16 protein-coding genes are annotated in these 17,824 nt (G+C 45.1%); 5 read left to right on the top strand and 11 right to left on the bottom strand.

Going from position 1 to position 17,824, the window contains the following annotated elements:
• Window positions 1–75: 75 nt before the first annotated feature.
• The 10 genes from mepA to L2729_RS01720 all read right to left on the bottom strand — a co-directional run bounded on the left by mepA (window position 76) and on the right by L2729_RS01720 (window position 14,250).
• Window positions 76–939 (bottom strand): penicillin-insensitive murein endopeptidase, encoded by an 864-nt coding sequence (mepA, locus tag L2729_RS01765; RefSeq protein ID WP_248986690.1) that lies wholly within the window; start codon window positions 937–939, stop codon window positions 76–78.
• A gap of 83 nt (window positions 940–1,022) precedes the next feature.
• Window positions 1,023–3,827, bottom strand: a complete 2,805-nt coding sequence (locus L2729_RS01760; protein WP_248986689.1) for a hybrid sensor histidine kinase/response regulator — start codon at window positions 3,825–3,827, stop codon at window positions 1,023–1,025.
• A complete protein-coding gene (locus L2729_RS01755; protein ID WP_248986688.1) occupies window positions 3,824–4,873 on the bottom strand; it encodes a cytochrome-c peroxidase in 1,050 nt (349 codons plus the stop codon). Before L2729_RS01755 ends, L2729_RS01760 begins: the two co-directional genes overlap by 4 nt.
• 690 nt (window positions 4,874–5,563) lie before the next feature.
• Window positions 5,564–6,445: a cation diffusion facilitator family transporter gene (locus tag L2729_RS01750; protein WP_248986687.1), complete on the bottom strand. Its 882-nt coding sequence runs from the start codon at window positions 6,443–6,445 to the stop codon at window positions 5,564–5,566.
• Between the two features lie 375 nt (window positions 6,446–6,820).
• Window positions 6,821–10,084, bottom strand: coding sequence for an efflux RND transporter permease subunit (locus tag L2729_RS01745; RefSeq protein ID WP_248986686.1), 3,264 nt, complete (start codon window positions 10,082–10,084; stop codon window positions 6,821–6,823).
• Window positions 10,085–10,096: 12 nt separating this feature from the next.
• Window positions 10,097–11,377, bottom strand: coding sequence for an efflux RND transporter periplasmic adaptor subunit (locus tag L2729_RS01740; protein ID WP_428848208.1), 1,281 nt, complete (start codon window positions 11,375–11,377; stop codon window positions 10,097–10,099).
• A 25-nt stretch (window positions 11,378–11,402) separates the two neighbouring features.
• Complete coding sequence (locus L2729_RS01735; RefSeq protein ID WP_248986685.1) at window positions 11,403–12,710, bottom strand: TolC family protein; 1,308 nt, start codon at window positions 12,708–12,710, stop codon at window positions 11,403–11,405.
• Window positions 12,711–13,047: 337 nt separating this feature from the next.
• Window positions 13,048–13,455 carry a hypothetical protein gene (locus tag L2729_RS01730; RefSeq protein WP_248986684.1) on the bottom strand — a complete coding sequence of 136 codons (408 nt, stop codon included), beginning with the start codon at window positions 13,453–13,455 and terminating at the stop codon, window positions 13,048–13,050.
• A 172-nt stretch (window positions 13,456–13,627) separates the two neighbouring features.
• Window positions 13,628–13,804, bottom strand: a complete 177-nt coding sequence (locus tag L2729_RS01725) for a DUF3012 domain-containing protein (protein WP_248986683.1) — start codon at window positions 13,802–13,804, stop codon at window positions 13,628–13,630.
• 86 nt (window positions 13,805–13,890) lie between these two features.
• Window positions 13,891–14,250 (bottom strand): SpoIIAA family protein, encoded by a 360-nt coding sequence (locus tag L2729_RS01720; RefSeq protein ID WP_101090296.1) that lies wholly within the window; start codon window positions 14,248–14,250, stop codon window positions 13,891–13,893.
• A gap of 192 nt (window positions 14,251–14,442) precedes the next feature.
• Between L2729_RS01720 and arfB the strand changes: the two genes are divergently transcribed.
• The 5 genes from arfB to L2729_RS01695 all read left to right on the top strand — a co-directional run bounded on the left by arfB (window position 14,443) and on the right by L2729_RS01695 (window position 17,102).
• Window positions 14,443–14,865 carry an alternative ribosome rescue aminoacyl-tRNA hydrolase ArfB gene (gene arfB / locus L2729_RS01715; protein ID WP_248986682.1) on the top strand — a complete coding sequence of 141 codons (423 nt, stop codon included), beginning with the start codon at window positions 14,443–14,445 and terminating at the stop codon, window positions 14,863–14,865.
• Window positions 14,866–14,958: 93 nt separating this feature from the next.
• Window positions 14,959–15,411: a type II 3-dehydroquinate dehydratase gene (gene aroQ, locus L2729_RS01710; protein ID WP_248986681.1), complete on the top strand. Its 453-nt coding sequence runs from the start codon at window positions 14,959–14,961 to the stop codon at window positions 15,409–15,411.
• A 15-nt stretch (window positions 15,412–15,426) separates the two neighbouring features.
• Window positions 15,427–15,885, top strand: coding sequence for an acetyl-CoA carboxylase biotin carboxyl carrier protein (accB, locus tag L2729_RS01705; RefSeq protein ID WP_248986680.1), 459 nt, complete (start codon window positions 15,427–15,429; stop codon window positions 15,883–15,885).
• Window positions 15,886–15,985: 100 nt separating this feature from the next.
• The gene (locus L2729_RS01700) at window positions 15,986–16,648 is read left to right on the top strand and encodes an SDR family NAD(P)-dependent oxidoreductase (RefSeq protein ID WP_248986679.1); all 663 of its coding nucleotides are present in this window, start codon (window positions 15,986–15,988) and stop codon (window positions 16,646–16,648) included.
• A 100-nt stretch (window positions 16,649–16,748) separates the two neighbouring features.
• A complete protein-coding gene (locus tag L2729_RS01695; protein ID WP_102039166.1) occupies window positions 16,749–17,102 on the top strand; it encodes a hypothetical protein in 354 nt (117 codons plus the stop codon).
• Between the two features lie 9 nt (window positions 17,103–17,111).
• On the opposite strand, the gene L2729_RS01690 is transcribed toward L2729_RS01695, so the two are convergent.
• Entirely contained in the window at window positions 17,112–17,753 is a 642-nt protein-coding gene (locus L2729_RS01690) for a DsbA family protein (protein WP_248986678.1), read from the bottom strand.
• Window positions 17,754–17,824: the final 71 nt, after the last annotated feature.

Here is a 17,824-nt window from a genome sequence, read left to right as displayed (position 1 = left end):
CTCTAAATACAAAAAGCCCGCTGTATTGTTATCGGTTGAAATAACAAAACAGCGGGCTTTTTTAGCGCTCACAAATTAAGACTCCGCTGTGAGTAAACGCTTGCACTGCTTTGGTTTTACTTTTGGCTTTTTCGGTTTAGCCGGTAGCTTTTTATTACTCGGCTTAGTTTTGGTTTTTGTCTGCGTCATCTGTTGTCGCCACCAGTTAAGCTCTTGGCAGCCATTGCCTTTCGTAATAGGAGCTTGGTCGATACAGCTATCATCATCTGCAGGACAATGTAGCCTGACATGCATATGGTAAGTATGCCCCCACCAAGGCCGCACCTTCGTCAGCCAAGTGTCATCCGCTAGCTTCATATCGCACAGATGCAGCTTAATCACTGGACTGACAAAAATGCGAGCGACCCGCTCATCTTCAGCAGCTAGCTGTAGCATTTGAGTCTGTTGCGGCTGCCAATGTGGGCTATCGAGACTAAACGTTTTTTGATCAACTAAGTCCAGCGGTTCAGGGCTCTCGCGCTGAGTTTCTGTTAAGGTTTTATCCGCCAATTGTAGCCATATATCGACATCGAGCCCGATCTGATGACTTGAATGACCGTGACTAAAATTGCCGCCTCGAGGCATAGACATATCGGCAATCAATAAGTCACTTTGTTGGGATTGTTGAAATGATTGAGCTAAGTCGGTAATAAAGGCGATAAGCTGTGGGTGGCCATAATATCTATTTCTTGCAGTACGAATAACCTGAAACCCCTCACCAGACAAGGGCAGTGCCTTTGCGCCAGCAAGACAGCCATTAGCGTAACTTCCCATAGCTGTGACCTCTCCTAAAGATGGCTCATCAACCGCTTCCCATGGGTTAGCTAAGACATTAGCCCTACAGGTAAAAGCCAGTAAACAGCCAAAAAGGTAAGCTTTAAGCCAGCGTTTACTCAGCACTATTTGTGTGGTACTTGCTGTGAAGCATTGTTGATTAAATACTCTTTACCCATCACTGACATACTCCGAGTCATTTTCAATTGTTAGGCTAGCTTATCAGCGTTAGTTATCCGTCCAGCCTTAGACATAAATCGCTGATTTTGATGCATGTTCACTTCAAGCAAATTAATCAACTGCTGTAATGACTCAAGTTGCGGAATAATGCCCTTTCCAGTAACCACTTCAATCTCCTTGGCTAGGTTATTTAAGCGCACTGCATAGAAGTTGCTCGCCATATCTTGAATTGCATGTGCCAAGATATGGATCTCTTTCACATCGTCGCTATCAAATGCCTGGATCAATTGAGTAATCGAGTTCTCGGAAAATGCCTTAAATGAACTGAGTAAATTTTCCACCTTGGCGTTATCATTATCGCAAGCGGTCAACAACTGCTTAAAGTCGATATCGGCTTCGGTAATGTTCAACTCCTCTTCTCGATGCCGAGCAAGCGCGACAATTTTGTTGTCGTCATTATTCAACTTACTCAGTTGGTGAGATAAATAGATCTTGCAGATGATCTGGGAGTGCTGATTGAGCGCATCCCTAAAACTCTGCTCTTGTAGCGGTTTAGTCAACACATGATTAGCACCCGCATTAATCATGTTGTCATGGGCTTGCTGAAATACATCAGCGGTACAAGCAAAAATGGGGATATCGAGCTTAAGCTTATGCCTAATAATTTCAGTCGCTTCAATACCATCCATCTCCGGCATATGGTTGTCCATCACCACTAAATCATAATGATTTTCTTGTACCATTTGGATAGCTTCTAAACCATTTTTAGCCACATCGACGCTATGGCCTAACCGCTGGCAGAATGTTTTTGCCACTAACGCGTTTATCTTGTTGTCTTCAGCAATCAGAATATTGATGCTATCAGGTAGGTTACTCACTGCAACTTCGGTGACTTCGTTGCTTGGCTGCACGCTTGCGGCACGATCGACATCGATGAATAATACAAAAGTTGTTCCGCTGCCGACTTTACTGCTGATGGTAATATTGCCACTCATCAACTCAACAAGTTGTTTAACAATCGATAGGCCTAAACCCGTGCCGCCATACTGACGCGTAGTTGAAGATTCAGCCTGAGTAAACGGATCGAATATAGACTCCAAGCGTTCATCGCGGATCCCTATGCCAGTGTCTTGAATCGTAATCTCAACGCCTTGATTGCCCGCCGTATTGTTCGCTTGCTTTAGCCTTAATGACACACTGCCAGATTGGGTGAACTTAACTGCATTGCTCAGCAAATTATAAATCACTTGTCTTATCCGAGCTTTATCGCCTTTAAAAGATTGCTCTGCCTCAATGTCGTTTTCAACGATAAACTCAATGTCTTTCTCATTACAGATGGGAGTATAAGTATTGGTGATAGGTTCGAGCACACTGATAAAATTAAACACTTCGATTTCCAGTTCTAACTTACCTTGTTCCACTTTAGAAAAATCAAGAATGTCATTAAGGAGTGACGTCAGATGATTACCAGACTCAAGCAATATCTGGATCTGCTTGCGGTGCTCTGGATTTTCCAAATTTGGCTCAATGATTTGTGCCATACCCAAAATACCATTGAGTGGTGTTCTTAATTCATGGCTCATTGTTGCCAAGAAAGTAGACTTGGCTCGATTCGACACATCAGCTTTGATCACCGCCTGAGCTAAATCATCTTGCATCTGCTTACGTGCGCTAGTGTCTCGCTCCACAGCAATAAAATTACTGACCTTTCCGGAACTATCCTTAACCGGATTGATGGTCATATCAACCCAATATTCGCTGCCATCTTTATGATAATTAATAATTTCAGCCTCTATGGATTCACTCCTCTTAATCGCTTGGCTAATTTTATCTATTTGCTCTTTATCCGTTTGTTTACCCTGCAGTACTTCAGCGGGCTTTTTACCCAAAATATCCTGCTGTTCATAGCCTGATATGGTGGTAAACCCCTTATTTACCCAGGTCACATAACCTTGGTGATCCGTAATAATAAAGCCGTCTTGTGCATGCTCAGCGACCAGAGAGAGTAGATTTTTTTCTTGCTCTGAATCGGTGAGTGTTTGCAACATGACGCGATCTTTACGGTGTTGTTCTTTTAATTGCAATCGGTAATAAAGCGACAAAATAATGACCAATAGCATGCTAGTGAATAGCAGCTTTAACTTGGTGTTTTCGGTAACGGATAGCCAGAAAAAGCCCTGTTCACTGATACTAGTTCTCAATTCCGCATTGAGAATTAACTGATTTTTTGTCGCGATTTGTTGCTCCAACTGCAACAACAGTTGTTGGTGAATGCGTAAGCTCTGATAACTAGTAGAGGCTAATAATGCCGCAGGTACTGCCCCTTCGACAGGTAAATCAACAGCCTCTGCAACCATATACATCCGACTGCTGCTATCAGGTATTTTTCGCCACAGATCATGTTGCAATAGCTTTACGGTATCCTTTGAGTACTCTTGCGAAATTTTTAGTCGCAATATGGTCTCTAGGTCAACGACTAACAGAGACACTGAAGATGATAGTTGCCGCGCATGCTGCTCCATCTGCGGATCGCTGAGTAATATGGCGACAATGGCTGACAGGTTATTTCGCTGTAAACTCGCTTGCAAGCTTTGCACTTGTCGCTCAACACTCACCAGTGCATCTGAGATAATATCGTAATCTTGACCATTGCTGATTTCGATTTTAAACACATCATCTCTAACCGCTAATACTCTGTGACTTAATTCGGTATAGGCATATTGATATTGCTGCACGATATGCACCTTAGTCACCAACATGGCCATAAGCGATAACACTAGGGTTGCCAATACTACCAGCCAAATAGAGACTGCTTTATAGCTTAACAACTTCATTGGCTTAGCTCCTTAAGGATCGGTGGTTCCGGCGCGGTAAGTGAGTCAAGAAAGGCCACCAACTCCACTAACGTTGTCGCTTCTAAATCTTTGCCAAGCTGCACTTTGGCCATGACGACTACCGCTTCCTCTATGCTTCTGGCCCTACCGTCATGAAAATAGGGCGCGGTAAGCGCCACATTACGCAGACTCGGTACCCGATATACGTGTTTGTCATTAACGTCATGGGTTTGCGCGTATCGACCAAAGTCCTCATTAAGCGTATCTACCGATTGCACATTGCCAAATTTTTGAAACAGATTGCCACCAATGTTTTGCCCTTGATGGCAATAGATGCAACCGAGTGTCTGGAACTTCCCCCAACCATTAATGGCAACCTGCGATATCGCAGCGTTATCACCATTGAGATAGCGATCAAAGGGCGCATTAGGGGTGTTGAGCTGCAGCATAAAAACGATCAGGGCGTCTTTAATGGTTTGCTCAGTGATCCCCTCGTCGTAATGCATAGCAAAAGCACTGCGATACCTTGTTTGCGTCGACAACCGTGCCACAATGTCGTCCCAGTTACTGTCCATCTCCAGTGGATTATGGATGGGTCCATCAATCTGCTCCACCAAACTATTTGCCCGGCCATCCCAAAAAAAACGCGTATTGAGGCCAATATTGAACACAGTTGGTGAATTACGCTGACCTTGACCATTGACCCCTATCGATACCGGTAGATCTTCCGCTCCATTGTCGTAAATATGGTGGCATGATTCGCAGCTGATCTCACCGTTAGAGGACAGTTGCGGATCTAAAAAAAGTTTTAGTCCCAGTGCTATATGAGGTTTTTGACTCGCGTTAAACGGACTCATTGGGATGGCAGAAATAGAAGTGGTTAAGCTGGTTACTTGAGGCTGTTTGTCTAATACCGCCGCAGTGACATCTGCGCGGTGCTGCATGCCAGAATTAAAGTCAGCCTGACCTTGAAAGCTCAAATAGAGGTATGTGCAGAAGCTCGCAACAACCATAATAGCAATCGGCCAGCGATACTTAAAAACCATGAGTAACCTCCCTGTTGTAAGCTCAGTAATCCTTTACCTAAGCGTGAAGTTAAGTGTAGTTTAGCTAGATTAAAATGCTAGCGGCTGTTGACCTTTCCAGCTTGGTTTTTGTTCGACTCCTTACGGTAAAGAGTCATGACTTGAGTATCAGGCTTAAGCGATGATGCTTAATTGGCTAAGCGAAAAGCGCGTAATGCATGCTAGTCATAAAGACTAAAAGCATGGAAACCAACCCCAAGAGCCACTGTTGATAGATCCCCCCCTAACTAACATAAATATTGTCGGTATTAATCTCAGCATTAACCTTATATACCCTTCCTACCTAAAGATGCATGATTCAGTGGGATGGGTATATACATCAGTGGTTGACGTTATTATCCAATGACTCTCGGGGACGATTTGGCTGTCCGCTCAACAGCATAAATTGCCCGTTGGCTCAGAACTCTCTTGGGGTAAAGACAGTACAGTAAAATACGGTAGTGAAATGCTGTAGTAAAAGTGCTGATAACTCGATTGGTGCACCGCTTGAGTTCAACGCTGAATGTCATTGGCTTAGCAGGGTTGCGTTACAAAGGTGGCAGAATGGGCTATATGTAAAAAAGTTAACTTCTACGCTGATTGATAGCATAACTACAGGTGAGACCGTCAGACTCATTAATGACAGTCCCTACTATTGCATCACAAAATAGTTTATGGAAAGTGTCGTTCAATGGTTGAATGCTCAATCTCAAACTTTGATTTCAATAGTGTTTTAACTTGTTTAATGGCATCTGAAGCAAGAGCTTGCTGCACCTTTTCACCGACTTCATTCACCACAATATCAGCAGTAAACATGTAACGTTTATCTGCTATTTCCCAGATATGCACATGCTCCACACGGGTGATGCAGTCCAACCGAGTAATCGCTTGTTTTACCTCTTCAATATCAATATCTTCCGGTGCAGCTTCCATCAAAATAAGTATCGACTTACGTAATAGAATAATACCGTGATAGATAACATAGACAGAAATAATGGCGGTGGTAATAAGGTCGACAACATACCATTGGAAATAAATAATCAATACACCGGCAATAATCACCGCCACTGATGCCATGGCATCAGACACGTTATGAATAAACGCTGCCCGAATATTCAGGTTGTCTTTTGCACCAGAGGAGTACGTCAACAGCGCGGTGGCTATATCGATAATGAGGGCTATGCCAGCCACCACGAACACTATCCAACCGTCGACAGGTTGCGGATTGAAATAGCGCTCAAATGACTCCACAATCAAATACAAACCAACGGCAATCAAAGACACACTATTTATCAATGTGCCTATGATTTCTGCTCGTTTATAACCAAATGACATTTTATTATTGGCTGGTTTATTACCGATTTTACGCGCGATAACCGCAATGATAATGGCGCCAGCATCACTAAAATTATGGAGTGCGTCAGCGAGTAATGAAAGGCTGCCAGCCATAATGCCACCGACCACCTGAAATGCTGTCAGTATGATGTTGATAATAATGGCGACATAGAGCTTTTTACTGTTTTTTTCAAAGTCATGCGGATGGGCGTGTGCCATATACGACTCCTTAGATAGCCTGATTGGCTTTCTAAAAATGCGGAGCATTCCGGCTCCGCGAACTAAATAAACTAGCTTTATACTTCCAAAATCTATACTAGAATTTCGACTCAATAGCATTAAGCAGGTTAGGCAAACCAGCGGGATAATAGAGAGTAATGATCTCCAGTACTCTCTATCTAGAACCGCTGCTTAATGACTATTAACTTGAATAAAGCCTAGTAGACCGTCACAAAACAGGTTGAGGAGAACGCGTCCGCAGACTAATGCAACGCGACCTTACCTCAACCTCCTTTAACCATCCTTGTTAAAGCAAAACTATTCACCTCCCTATGAGTCACTAGACAGGCGTGTTATCTGCATCGACGATGAATACTATGAACTTGCATCCAATTCTTCAAAATCTTTAGCTACACCATTACGGCCATTTTTTCGGTCTTGATATAACCAGCGATAAAGCGTTGGAAGTACAAGTAGCGTCAATGCCGTAGAGCTAAACAGACCACCAATAATCACTATGGCTAGTGGCTGCTGAATTTCGCTGCCGACACCCGATGAGATTAAAATAGGGATAAGGCCTAGCGCTGAGGTCAATGCCGTCATCAATACCGGACGTAAACGACCCACTGTGCCTTCATAAACCGCATCATAAAGCGATTCATTCGACTCTGATTTGACACTGGCTCGACGTTGATTAATCGAATCAACTAACACCACCCCGTTTAATACCGCGACCCCGAACAGCGTAATAAAGCCTATTGAACTCGGTACTGAAAGGTAAGTGCCACTGACGTACAAGGCCACAACACCACCAATCAATGCTAACGGTACATTGGCCATAATCAAGGCGACTTGCTTAATTGAACCAAACGAGAAGTAAAGTAGTAGTGCAATGAGTCCTATCGAGATAGGGACCACCAACATGAGCTTTTTCTGAGCCCGTTGCTGGTTTTCATACTGCCCACCCACGACCACTGTGTATCCAGGTGGCAATTCAGCTTGCGGTACAATCGCGTAGATATCTTTAACCACTGAACCCATGTCACGACCCGCAACGTTAGCTTGCACCACTACGCGGCGCTGTACATCATCACGACGGATATTCGGTGGCGCCATCTCAATAACCACATCAGCGACTTCACCCAGACGTACGGTTGCACCACTCACGCCACTGAGCAATAGATCTTTCAATGCATCAGGCGTACTACGGTAGTCAGGCGCTAAACGTACGTTAATATCGTAACGTGCATTACCATCAATGATCTGTCCAGCACTTACGCCACCAATACCTTGGCTCACAAGGCCCATGACTTCATCAACGCTTATCCCGTAACGCGCCAATAAGTCCCGTTTAGGGCGAACAACCAACTGAGCTTCACCGCTTACCTGCTCAAGTGATACATCCACTGCGCCAGGAATTTTTGCGACTAAGTCGGTTAATGCCTGACCACGCTCTGACAATACATCTAAGTCAGGACCAAAGATCTTAATCGCCAACTGGGCTTTTACGCCAGAAAGTAACTCGTCGACACGAGTCGCAATCGGTTGTGAGAAAGTAAACAACAGACCAGGGAAGATACTGAGTTTCTCTTCCATTTTACGTTGCAGTTCTAAACGCGTTTCAGCATGTTCCCACTCTTCAATTGGCTTGAGGCCGATGTAAATTTCAATATTACTGACGGGCTCAGGATCACCCCCTAACTCAGGTGCACCAATACGACTTAAGGCATAATCCACTTCAGGAAAGTCGAGCAGCAAGGACTCAAGTTTAGGTGCCACATCAAGTGATGTGCCTAAACTGGCTGTGGGTGCGAGAGTCACACGTAAGTTAATGGTGCCCTCTTCCAGCTCTGGCACAAACTCAGTACCTAATCGCGGCAGTAAAGTCATACTCATTGCAAACATCACTACAGCGGTAATAACAACCACTTTAGGGCTAGCCATTGTTGCAGTAAGCAGTTTACGATAGCCAGATTCAATCGGTTTAAGCACTGCGCTTTCTTTGAGTGTGATGCCTCGTTTGAACATATAGACGGCTAATGCGGGCACTGCAATCAAGGCCACTAACAAGGCCGAAATCATCGCCAAGATAATGCTTATTGCCATTGGCTGGAATAACTTACCTTCCACTCCTTCAAGGGCGAACAAAGGCGCAAATACCACTATGATAATCGCAGTAGCAAAAAAGATTGGGCTACACACCTCTTTCGCTGCCAGCGTGATCCGCATTGCGATACCGCTACGCTCATCCTGCTCAAGACCATCTTCACCAGCATGGTGCGGATCATCCTCACCCGATGCACGTGCTTGCGCATCTGCTAAGTGAAGTCGGTCTGGTTGGGTAAGGTGTTTGAAAATATTCTCAACCATCACCACTGAGCCATCGACCAACATACCAATCGCGACCGCTAAGCCACCGAGTGACATTAAGTTTGCCGACATACCAAAGTAAGACATCACCAGTAATGCCAAACCAATAGAGACTGGAATAGAGAGCAGTACTAGCATGGTAGCGCGAATGTTGACTAAAAATAGCGCTAATATCACTACGATAAACACAAATGCCATTAGCAATGCATCACGTACCGTTTCAACCGCTTTGTTAACCAACTCAGATTGGTCGTAAAATACCTCGAACGAAACCCCATCGGGTAATGCTTGCTCCACCAATGCGGTACGCGCACTAATATCGTCAATTGTCGCTTTGGTATTTGCGCCCATACGCTTAAGTACTACGCCGGCAACGACTTCGCCTAAAGCTTGCTTATTACCCGCTTCGTCACGGCGAGTCATGCTGACGGCACCCACACGTATTTCGCTGCCAAAGTCTACATTAGCAATATCACTCACTCGTACCGGAGTACCCGCGACTTCAGTTAATGGGATCTGCTTAATCGCTTTTAGCCCCGCATCACCTGCAGGCAGTAAACCATAACCACGAACAACCAGCTGCTCTTGGCCTTGGTCCATAAACCAACCCCCTGAGTTACGGTTGTTGCTCTCTAGTGCACTAGTGACTTGCGCCATAGACAAGCCATAGCTGCGCATTTTATTCGGGTCGATTTGTACTTGATATTGGCGAACTTCACCACCAAATGACAATACTTCGGTCACGCCACCCACTGGCATCATGATCAGTTTGACTAAGTAATCATTAAGACTACGTAGCTCAGCTGCATCAATGCCCGAACCGGGATCGGCTCGGAGGATATACTGATAGATCTGCCCCAAACCTGAGCTGTTAGGCCCAATTTCAGGTACTCCCACGCCATCAGGGATCATCTCTCTAGCGGCTTGTAGCTGCTCAAAAACCTGTTGACGAGCAAAGTAGATATCCGTGCCTTCTGCAAATACTACGGTCACAATTGACAGTCCAGTACGAGAAAGAGAACGCACTTCAGTCACTGCCGGTAAGGCATACATCGCCGATTCAACCGGGTAACTGATCAGCTTCTCGACCTCTTCGGCCGCAAGGCCTTCAGCGGCGGTATTGACGGTAACCTGAACGTTAGTCACATCAGGAAAAGCATCTAAATTTAGGTTTGGCAGCATAGCTGCGCTGGCAATCACTGACCCGACAAGGGCAAGCACGACCATCAGACGGTTGCGAATAGCAGCGTCTATTAATTTCTGTAACATAGTGTCTGCCTTTTAGTGAGCGTGAATATCGAAACCTGATTTGGCTTGTTCCGATGATAGGAAGAATGCACCAGAGACCACGACTTTGCTGTCAGCAGCTAAGCCGCGCACTAGGTTCATACCTCGTTGACGTTCAACGACTTCCACTTCTAACGCTTCAAAACCATCTTCATCTTCGATGAATACTTGCCAATCACCATCCCCACCACGCGTTAGCGCTGCATCAGGTAAAATAACGCCACCTTGCTCTGCATCCGGAAGGTATAGCTCAGCAAACTGCCCCGCATGCAACACATGACCAGTATTTTCAAAGCTCACTAAAATCTGTTCAGTACGGGTTACACTGTCTAGCTCATGAGAGCGACCAATAATTTTTGCCGTTAGGCTCTTATCGCCTACTTTCACAATCGCATTGCTACCAATGCTTACTTTCTCTGCCTGAGTGGGTGTCAGTTGTGCTTCCACCCACAGGTGGGATTCATCGGTAAGCTGCATCAAAGCAGTGCCGGCGCTAATAACTTGTCCTAGCATGGCTATGTCTTGCTGCACTCGCCCGTTGATTGGCGCTAATAGCTGGTAGCTGCCGATACTGTCAGGGTTCGACGCTAACGCTTTAATTTGTTCAGCTGTCATCTTCATCGCTTCTAGCGTCGCACGTTTCAGCTCAGCATCAACTTGCGCTTGTAGGCGACGGCTAGCACTGACAGCACTCTTGCTCATGCGCTTAACTCGGCTCCACTCAGCTGCAGCATTAATATAATCCGCCTGCGCCTGTGCAACCGCTACGCCGCCGAGCGTTAGCAATACATCGCCTTGTTTTACATCTTGGCCTGGGACGACATTACGCTTTTGCACACGCACATCGACTTGCGGCGCGATGGTAACGGTTCTATCTCGGTCAACCACTAATGTTGCGGTCGCGACCGCCTCTAAACTAAAACTCTGCTCTGTGAGTTGCACCACTTCGATGCCCGCTAGCGAACGTTGCTCAGCCGTCAACTTGAGCGCGTCCAGTCCATGCTCCTCTTCAGCCGCTTCAGTCGCCTCTTCATCACCATGACCGTGACCATCATCTACTACTTCAGCATTTTTGGCTGGAATTGCCTCTTCAGCATGATCATGACCATCGCCTGCATTGGCGACAATTGGCATAAGAAAGGCGCTACTTAATGCCATAAATAAACCAAAGCTCATTGCGCGGGTAATCGCGTTAAGTCCAAATGCACCCTTTTTGCTACTTTCGTTTAGTGTCTTTTTCATAGTTGCTACCGTATTCATGCTATCGTTTTTCATAATATTGGTTTTCATATTCAAAGCCTTATCTCGCCGTCGCGGATGCTGTCTGTGGAAGTTGGTTGTTTAGATAGTGCTCCAGCTGTCCGCTGGCTCCCATCCATGTCAACCAATTCTCATACAGTGCTGATTCCAGCGTTAATCCAGCTAAATAGCTGTTACTAATTTGCCTTTGGCTTTGTAGGTAATCACTGGTATTGATATCACCGGCTCGCCATTGTTGACCTAAGGATGTAGCAGCCTTTGAACCTGTGATAATCACCAGCTCACGCCAGTCTTGGTAACGCTGGGTAAGCCTCGGAATACTCAGCGAGAACTGCTTTTGCTGTTGTAACAAGACCCGCTCTGCTGCCAGATAAGTCTGCTCCGCAATCGCAATTTCTTGGCTAGCGGAAGCGATAGCTTCACTGTAGTTATTTCTAAATTGCAGTGGGATAGAGACACCAAAACCCACTTTATTTTCCGTGCCTTCGCGTTCACCGCTAAGGCTAATGGTCGGGTCGGCACCGTTATCTGCCTTCGCTTGCTTTGCAGCAACCTTGGCAACTAACACTTGTTGATAGGCACTCTTCAAAGCGGGTAAATCCGGCGACACATCCTGCTTACCAGCAGCTATCGATAAGGTATTGAGGAAGTCCGAAAAAGGTAATTCAACTTCACCAAACAAACCTAAAACCGCGCCGTCGGCAGCAATCGATTCTTGCTCTGCAATGGCGTAATCAGCGGCATTGCTTGCCACTTCCAACTGCATTAGCTGCAACTCAACGCTCGACAAGTCGCCCAGTTCCATACGCTGGCGGGCTATGTCTAATTGTGCCTTGGCAAGTTTGAATTGTTGCTGTTGAAACTGTAACGCCTTACGGGCTTGGCTTTGGCTCGCAAGAGCTTGTAATCGTTCGGCCAACATTTGGTTACGTTCAAGTGATATGTCAGAAAGTAAAATCTCACTTTCTAGTTGCGCCATGCGGGTTGCCGCACCACGCTTGTCACTCCAATCAATCGTTTGACTGATATCCAAGGTGTAAGTGTCGTCGGTAGCATTTTGATAGCTAACACCTAGTTCAGGGTTATATACGGCCTTGTCTGCGGCAGCGATATTCAATTGTGCTTGTTGACGTCGGGCACTTTGCGCTTGAATTTCGGGCAATGCGTTAAAGCGCTGCATCACTTGCGGTAGCCAGTCATTGAACTGGCCAGTATTGCTATTCGATACACTCAATTGTGATACCGGAATAGCGCTCATTAAGTCTGCTTCTGCTGCAATTGCCTGTGAGCTCATTGCTGTATTTGCAAGATACCCTAGCAGCAGACTGGCGATTATGGTTTTTTTCATCGCGGATCCTATCCATCCAATAGCAGGCCTATTTTCGACTAAGATCTGTATCTCATGCTAAAACGAGTGCAGAAATCTCAAGCCAAATAAAGTGCTTAACTTTGGACGTAAATCTTTATAAGAGTCAGCATGAACAGCACCTAAATAAAGCACTCACAGTGGAGTAATAAATTGGCTGATGGGTAAGTGCATGGCACTGTTCACGCTAAATATAAGGAAATTTTCAGCATAATTAAATACGAATAACAGCATGATATTGAAGGCATAAACCTTAAACGGTTTGCTCTAAATTTAAATGCTCTAAATTCTAGTATGTGTATTTATTTGCTGATAAAGATCAAACGATAGGAGGGCGGTAATCTTGCAATTGAACGGGAGGTAAGTACTGCTTGTCACTGCTTTTCAACAGGTCTTCGACCGGGACCGAAGGGACAATAGAAACAAAGGACATAGCCGTTACGTGGCCACCGTGGCAAGGGCAGTCGAGACACAGATCAAAGTTTTTTGATTCGGTCTTGCTCACTGTATGTTCGTGGACAGTAGTGCTTTGCACGCTATTATTTTCGATATCTAACGGGCAGGTACATTCATCAATACATTGCGCGAATGTGGTTACATCGGCGGTAAACTGAATGTGCGGGTGAGATTCACTCTCCTCTTCATGATCGCCCAGATGTAACTGATGCGCGCCCAAATTGCCACCTGCAAATTGCAGAAGAACAATGGCGATAAGCATCGTTGTCATCTTTAAGAGATTTTGAGGAGCAAAAAAACGCAAATTTCACCTATTAAGTAGAATAAATAATATGTCGGTACAGCTAATCAGACTAGCATAATATCTTAAAGTTCACTTCACACAACTTTTTATATTGCCCTTAGTGAACTTCATCGCATTTTAGTGCCGCGGAATGATAGCGTTATTTAAATACACAATGTTTCGCATAATCAGTAGCTTCATTAGTGCTCCAGTCCCCAGACGGTTTATCACTCATCTGCTGGCACCAAGCTTCACTACCCACTTCAGGCGCACAGGCAGTCATACCCATGGCCAACACTAACGCCAAACATGTTGCTGATAATTTTGACAGAGACATCTTTAATCCTTTTTATAGACTGAGAGCAAGTGCTACCCAGTATTTATTCTTGGACTAGTATACCAATACCTATGCAGATATAAACGCTAGGTACGCGCAGCAATCCAATCGATCGCTTGTTGTTTTTGCTCTAACGGGTACCACGCTACTTCACCTTGCATAAAAGGCCCTAGCAACCTAACGGCATTACCAAACCAGTCAGGCCCACCAACCAGTACCAAGGCCTCGAAATTGGGTAATTGCACCTTGCCACTCCCCGCTAACGACTCATGCTGCCAACCTTCAAGCAAGACATCTGCTTCAACGTATAAACACACTTTGCCATTGTTATCTCGGTATTTTTCAATCATCGGCTGCAATATTTGAGCGTAATCTTCAGTGGATAATCGACCACTGGCAAATAAGCTAATGACGCCTTTGGCGATATCTGGGATCTTACACAGCATATATAGGCTCCATAACGCTACACTTTAGTTTAGAAAGTCGTATCAATAAGCGCTTGATGATAGCAAATCAAAATTGAAGGAAAAGCGGCTTAAGCCCTTATTTTAGCTTAAAGTCTGTTAACATTGACCTTCATCAAGCTTAGCATCATCAACTTGGGCTTGAAATGAACCTTTTAGAGTAGGCATTATTCCTTGGCATTAATTAAAATATCCAACGCGGTTTCTATTCAAGACAGCGAAATTGAATGGCAATTTATACGCTCCAGTGGTGCGGGTGGTCAACACCTCAATAAAGTATCTACTGCAGCGCAGCTAATTTTCGATATTAAGAACTCATCTTTACCTGAGTTCTACCAAGCACGTTTGCTCTCTAAAGCCGATCATCGCATCACGAAAAGTGGCAAGATCATTATCAAATGCCAACAGAGTCGCAGTCAGGACTTTAACCGTCAAACGGCGCTAGAGCAGTTTGTCACTTTAGTTGCGAGTGTCGCTGTCGTACAAAAAAAGCGAATTGCCACTAAACCGACTAAAGGCAGCCAACGTCGCCGCATTGATAGTAAAAAACAGAAAGGGGCAACCAAAGCCCTAAGACAAAATAAAAGTGAACATTGAACATCTATCACTCATTTGAGTTCAACAACCTAGTGATTAATTTTAAATCGCTCACTAGCGCACTTTAATACGGTTTATCCAAGGGGATTTTTCATGAGCAGCCAAGCCAAAGTATTACTCGTCAATGGTCCTAATCTGAATTTACTCGGACGCAGAGAGCCCGGGCATTATGGACATCATACCCTTGAGCACATTGTTAATGGCCTAAAACAGCAAGCTGCTGATGCCAACGTGCAGTTAGATCATATTCAATCTAACGCCGAGCACCTGTTAATTGAGGCGATACATAATACCGATGCCGATTTTGTCATTATCAATCCTGCGGCTTTTACCCATACCAGTGTTGCGCTGCGCGATGCACTTTTAGGCGTCGCGATCCCCTTCATCGAAGTGCATCTATCTAACGTTCATAGTCGCGAACCTTTCCGCCACCACTCCTATTTCTCCGATAAAGCCGTGGGGGTTATTTGCGGTTTAGGCGCTCAGGGTTATCAATTTGCACTGCAATCGGCAATCGCTCAGTTGAACGCATCAAAACAAAAATAAGGTAACTGGCCCAATATGGATATTCGTAAGATAAAAAAGCTGATTGAGTTAGTTCAAGAGTCAGATATTGCCGAGCTAGAGATCAAAGAAGGTGAAGAGTCGGTACGTATTTGCCGCCACAGCCCGCTGCCGATACAAGCTGGCGTACAAACATTTCTAGTCCCTGCAAGCAGTGTGGCCGCGCCGACGGCAGAGCCAAGTTCCAATACTGGCGCGAGCAAACACTATGAAGATTTAGACAGCCATAAACTGCTATCACCCATGGTGGGCACCCTCTACCTGACCGATAAAAATACTGACAAGCCATTATGCTTTCTGGGGCAACAGGTAAAGCAAGGCGACATTGTTTGTATCATTGAAGCCATGACGATGATGAATCGTATTGCGGCGGATAAAAGTGGCACCATCACCGCCATACTAATCGAAGATGGTGAGCAAATAGACTTTGAACAACCACTGCTAGTAATCGAGTAATTCTACGTAAATGCGCCTAAAGTTACGCTGGCGCAACGCCTCTGCAACGAGCAAATTCAAGTCGTTGGGTATAGACATAATCTACAGGAAATAGACCGCAATGGTATTGATCACAGGTGCAAGCTCAGGTTTAGGCGCAGCGTTGGCGACACTATACAGTCAAGAATCCGCAGTTTGCATCAGCGGTCGTAATGCACAACGCTTAAACACTCTCGCGGCAACCTTGGGTGCCAATGTAAGCTCTCACAGCTGCGATCTCAGTAATGAGCACTCTGTCATCAGCTTATTTGATTCATTGCCACAAACACCCTCAGTCATCATCCACAGTGCAGGAAGTGGCTATTTTGGTCGTTTAGAAGATCAATCCGCAGCAGCGATAAATGCCTTGATCAGCAACAACGTCACCTCGGCAATAATGCTCCTGCGCGAGGCCGTAAAACGTTATAAAGATAAGCCTGTCACTGTAGTGATGGTGATGTCGACGGCCGCTCAAATGGCTAAGGCAGAAGAGTCCACTTATTGCGCCGTAAAATGGGCGGTGCGCGGTTTAGTTGAGTCGGTTCGACTAGAATTAAAGAACCATCCGATGAAACTGATTGCGGTATATCCTGGAGGAATGGCAACGCCATTTTGGGATACCAGTGGTAAATCCCTTAATACCAGTCACTTTATGAGCGCAGAAGAGGCCGCTGTGATGTTAAAGCAAGCCCTGACGGCAACAGAACATGGCTATATCTCTGATATCACCATTAACCGCGGATAATAGTGACACGCGAATTAAGGCGTGAAATAAAAATAATGGAATAGTTTTCTATAATTATAAAAATTGATTTACGTTACTCAACGTTCACTTAGGAGTATTGATGCGAAGTTGCCTTATATTCACCCTATTTACCGCACTGTGTTTATTTATAGGCTACCACGCTTATTTTTTCATTATGCCTAGCGTTGAGATCAACAACCAGTCCGGGCAACTACTGACCCGCGTTGAAGTCAGTCTCCCCAACAATAATCTGGTATTCGATAATATCGATCCGTCTAAAAGCATGCGTATTCACCACAGCACCGAACAAGTGGATGGTGAATATATCTATCGCATCCGGCTGTCTTCTGGTGAACAAATTAACGGCCGCTGCGGTTATGTTACCCACAACCAATATATGAAAGTACTCGCCTTAACCGTCAACAATGAGCACCACGTTAACTGTGTAGAGTAGCCCTAGCCGCTAGACTTCGAGTTTGGCCTCTTTCATCAGCAGTGCAATTTGGTTAAAGCTGGTTGGTGCATTTTTATAATCCAACTCAATTAATATTAAGTCGCCATTTAGCGCCAGCACCAAAGAGGGAAAGCCCTGAATGGGTAACCGTCTTGTTTGACTTATCTCTTGCTGCAATCGACTTTTGGTTAAATCACTATTGAGCGCTGTAGCAAAAGCCTCACCATCCATTGCTAACTTGCTGGCGATATCAACCAATGTTGTATTATCTGAAGGATTCTTCGCTTCAAGATAATACGCCTGCTGCACCGCAAGATAAAACTCGGCTTCTAGCCCTGCATCCCGCGCCAACAATATTGCACGACACGCCGGATAGGTTGCTCTTTTTGGCTGACACTCAGTCCAAAAATTAAAGTTAAATTGAGTGCCTAATTGCTCTGAAATACGTTGCCATGTCTGCTGTAAAAAGACCTGCATCTCTTGCGGCATCGGCTCGTCTGTATCGGCTGCTAGCCCGCCCAAACGATACTCAATAGCGAGGTCTGGGAATTGTTGTTTTAGTTGGTTTTCTAACAGTGACCATGTTGGTTTATAACCCCAACACCAGCTGCACATAGGGTCGTAAACGTAAAATAGAGTAGCAAGATTCATAAAGTTGACTTCATCCTGATTGAATTGAGAAGTAAGTAAGCGGCTTATGCAGTTTCAATCCATAGCATCCA

It is taken from the genome of Shewanella gelidimarina, assembly GCF_023283945.1.
GTDB lineage: Bacteria > Pseudomonadota > Gammaproteobacteria > Enterobacterales > Shewanellaceae > Shewanella > Shewanella gelidimarina.
The sequence above is the reverse complement of the archived record's forward strand: the minus strand, read 5'-3'. Positions and strand labels throughout refer to the sequence as shown.

Excerpts from the sequence above, each read along its gene's own strand:
- aroQ (WP_248986681.1), top strand. The coding sequence starts at position 14,959 with ATGAGCAGCCAAGCCAAAGTATTACTCGTCAATGGTCCTAATCTGAAT.
- L2729_RS01695 (WP_102039166.1), top strand. The coding sequence starts at position 16,749 with ATGCGAAGTTGCCTTATATTCACCCTATTTACCGCACTGTGTTTATTT.
- L2729_RS01700 (WP_248986679.1), top strand. The coding sequence starts at position 15,986 with ATGGTATTGATCACAGGTGCAAGCTCAGGTTTAGGCGCAGCGTTGGCG.
- L2729_RS01755 (WP_248986688.1), bottom strand. The coding sequence starts at position 4,873 with ATGGTTTTTAAGTATCGCTGGCCGATTGCTATTATGGTTGTTGCGAGC.
- L2729_RS01740 (WP_428848208.1), bottom strand. The coding sequence starts at position 11,377 with ATGAAAAACGATAGCATGAATACGGTAGCAACTATGAAAAAGACACTA.
- L2729_RS01720 (WP_101090296.1), bottom strand. The coding sequence starts at position 14,250 with ATGCTGTGTAAGATCCCAGATATCGCCAAAGGCGTCATTAGCTTATTT.
- L2729_RS01750 (WP_248986687.1), bottom strand. The coding sequence starts at position 6,445 with ATGGCACACGCCCATCCGCATGACTTTGAAAAAAACAGTAAAAAGCTC.
- accB (WP_248986680.1), top strand. The coding sequence starts at position 15,427 with ATGGATATTCGTAAGATAAAAAAGCTGATTGAGTTAGTTCAAGAGTCA.
- L2729_RS01725 (WP_248986683.1), bottom strand. The coding sequence starts at position 13,804 with ATGTCTCTGTCAAAATTATCAGCAACATGTTTGGCGTTAGTGTTGGCC.
- L2729_RS01690 (WP_248986678.1), bottom strand. The coding sequence starts at position 17,753 with ATGAATCTTGCTACTCTATTTTACGTTTACGACCCTATGTGCAGCTGG.
- L2729_RS01735 (WP_248986685.1), bottom strand. The coding sequence starts at position 12,710 with ATGAAAAAAACCATAATCGCCAGTCTGCTGCTAGGGTATCTTGCAAAT.
- L2729_RS01745 (WP_248986686.1), bottom strand. The coding sequence starts at position 10,084 with ATGTTACAGAAATTAATAGACGCTGCTATTCGCAACCGTCTGATGGTC.
- L2729_RS01730 (WP_248986684.1), bottom strand. The coding sequence starts at position 13,455 with ATGACAACGATGCTTATCGCCATTGTTCTTCTGCAATTTGCAGGTGGC.
- L2729_RS01760 (WP_248986689.1), bottom strand. The coding sequence starts at position 3,827 with ATGAAGTTGTTAAGCTATAAAGCAGTCTCTATTTGGCTGGTAGTATTG.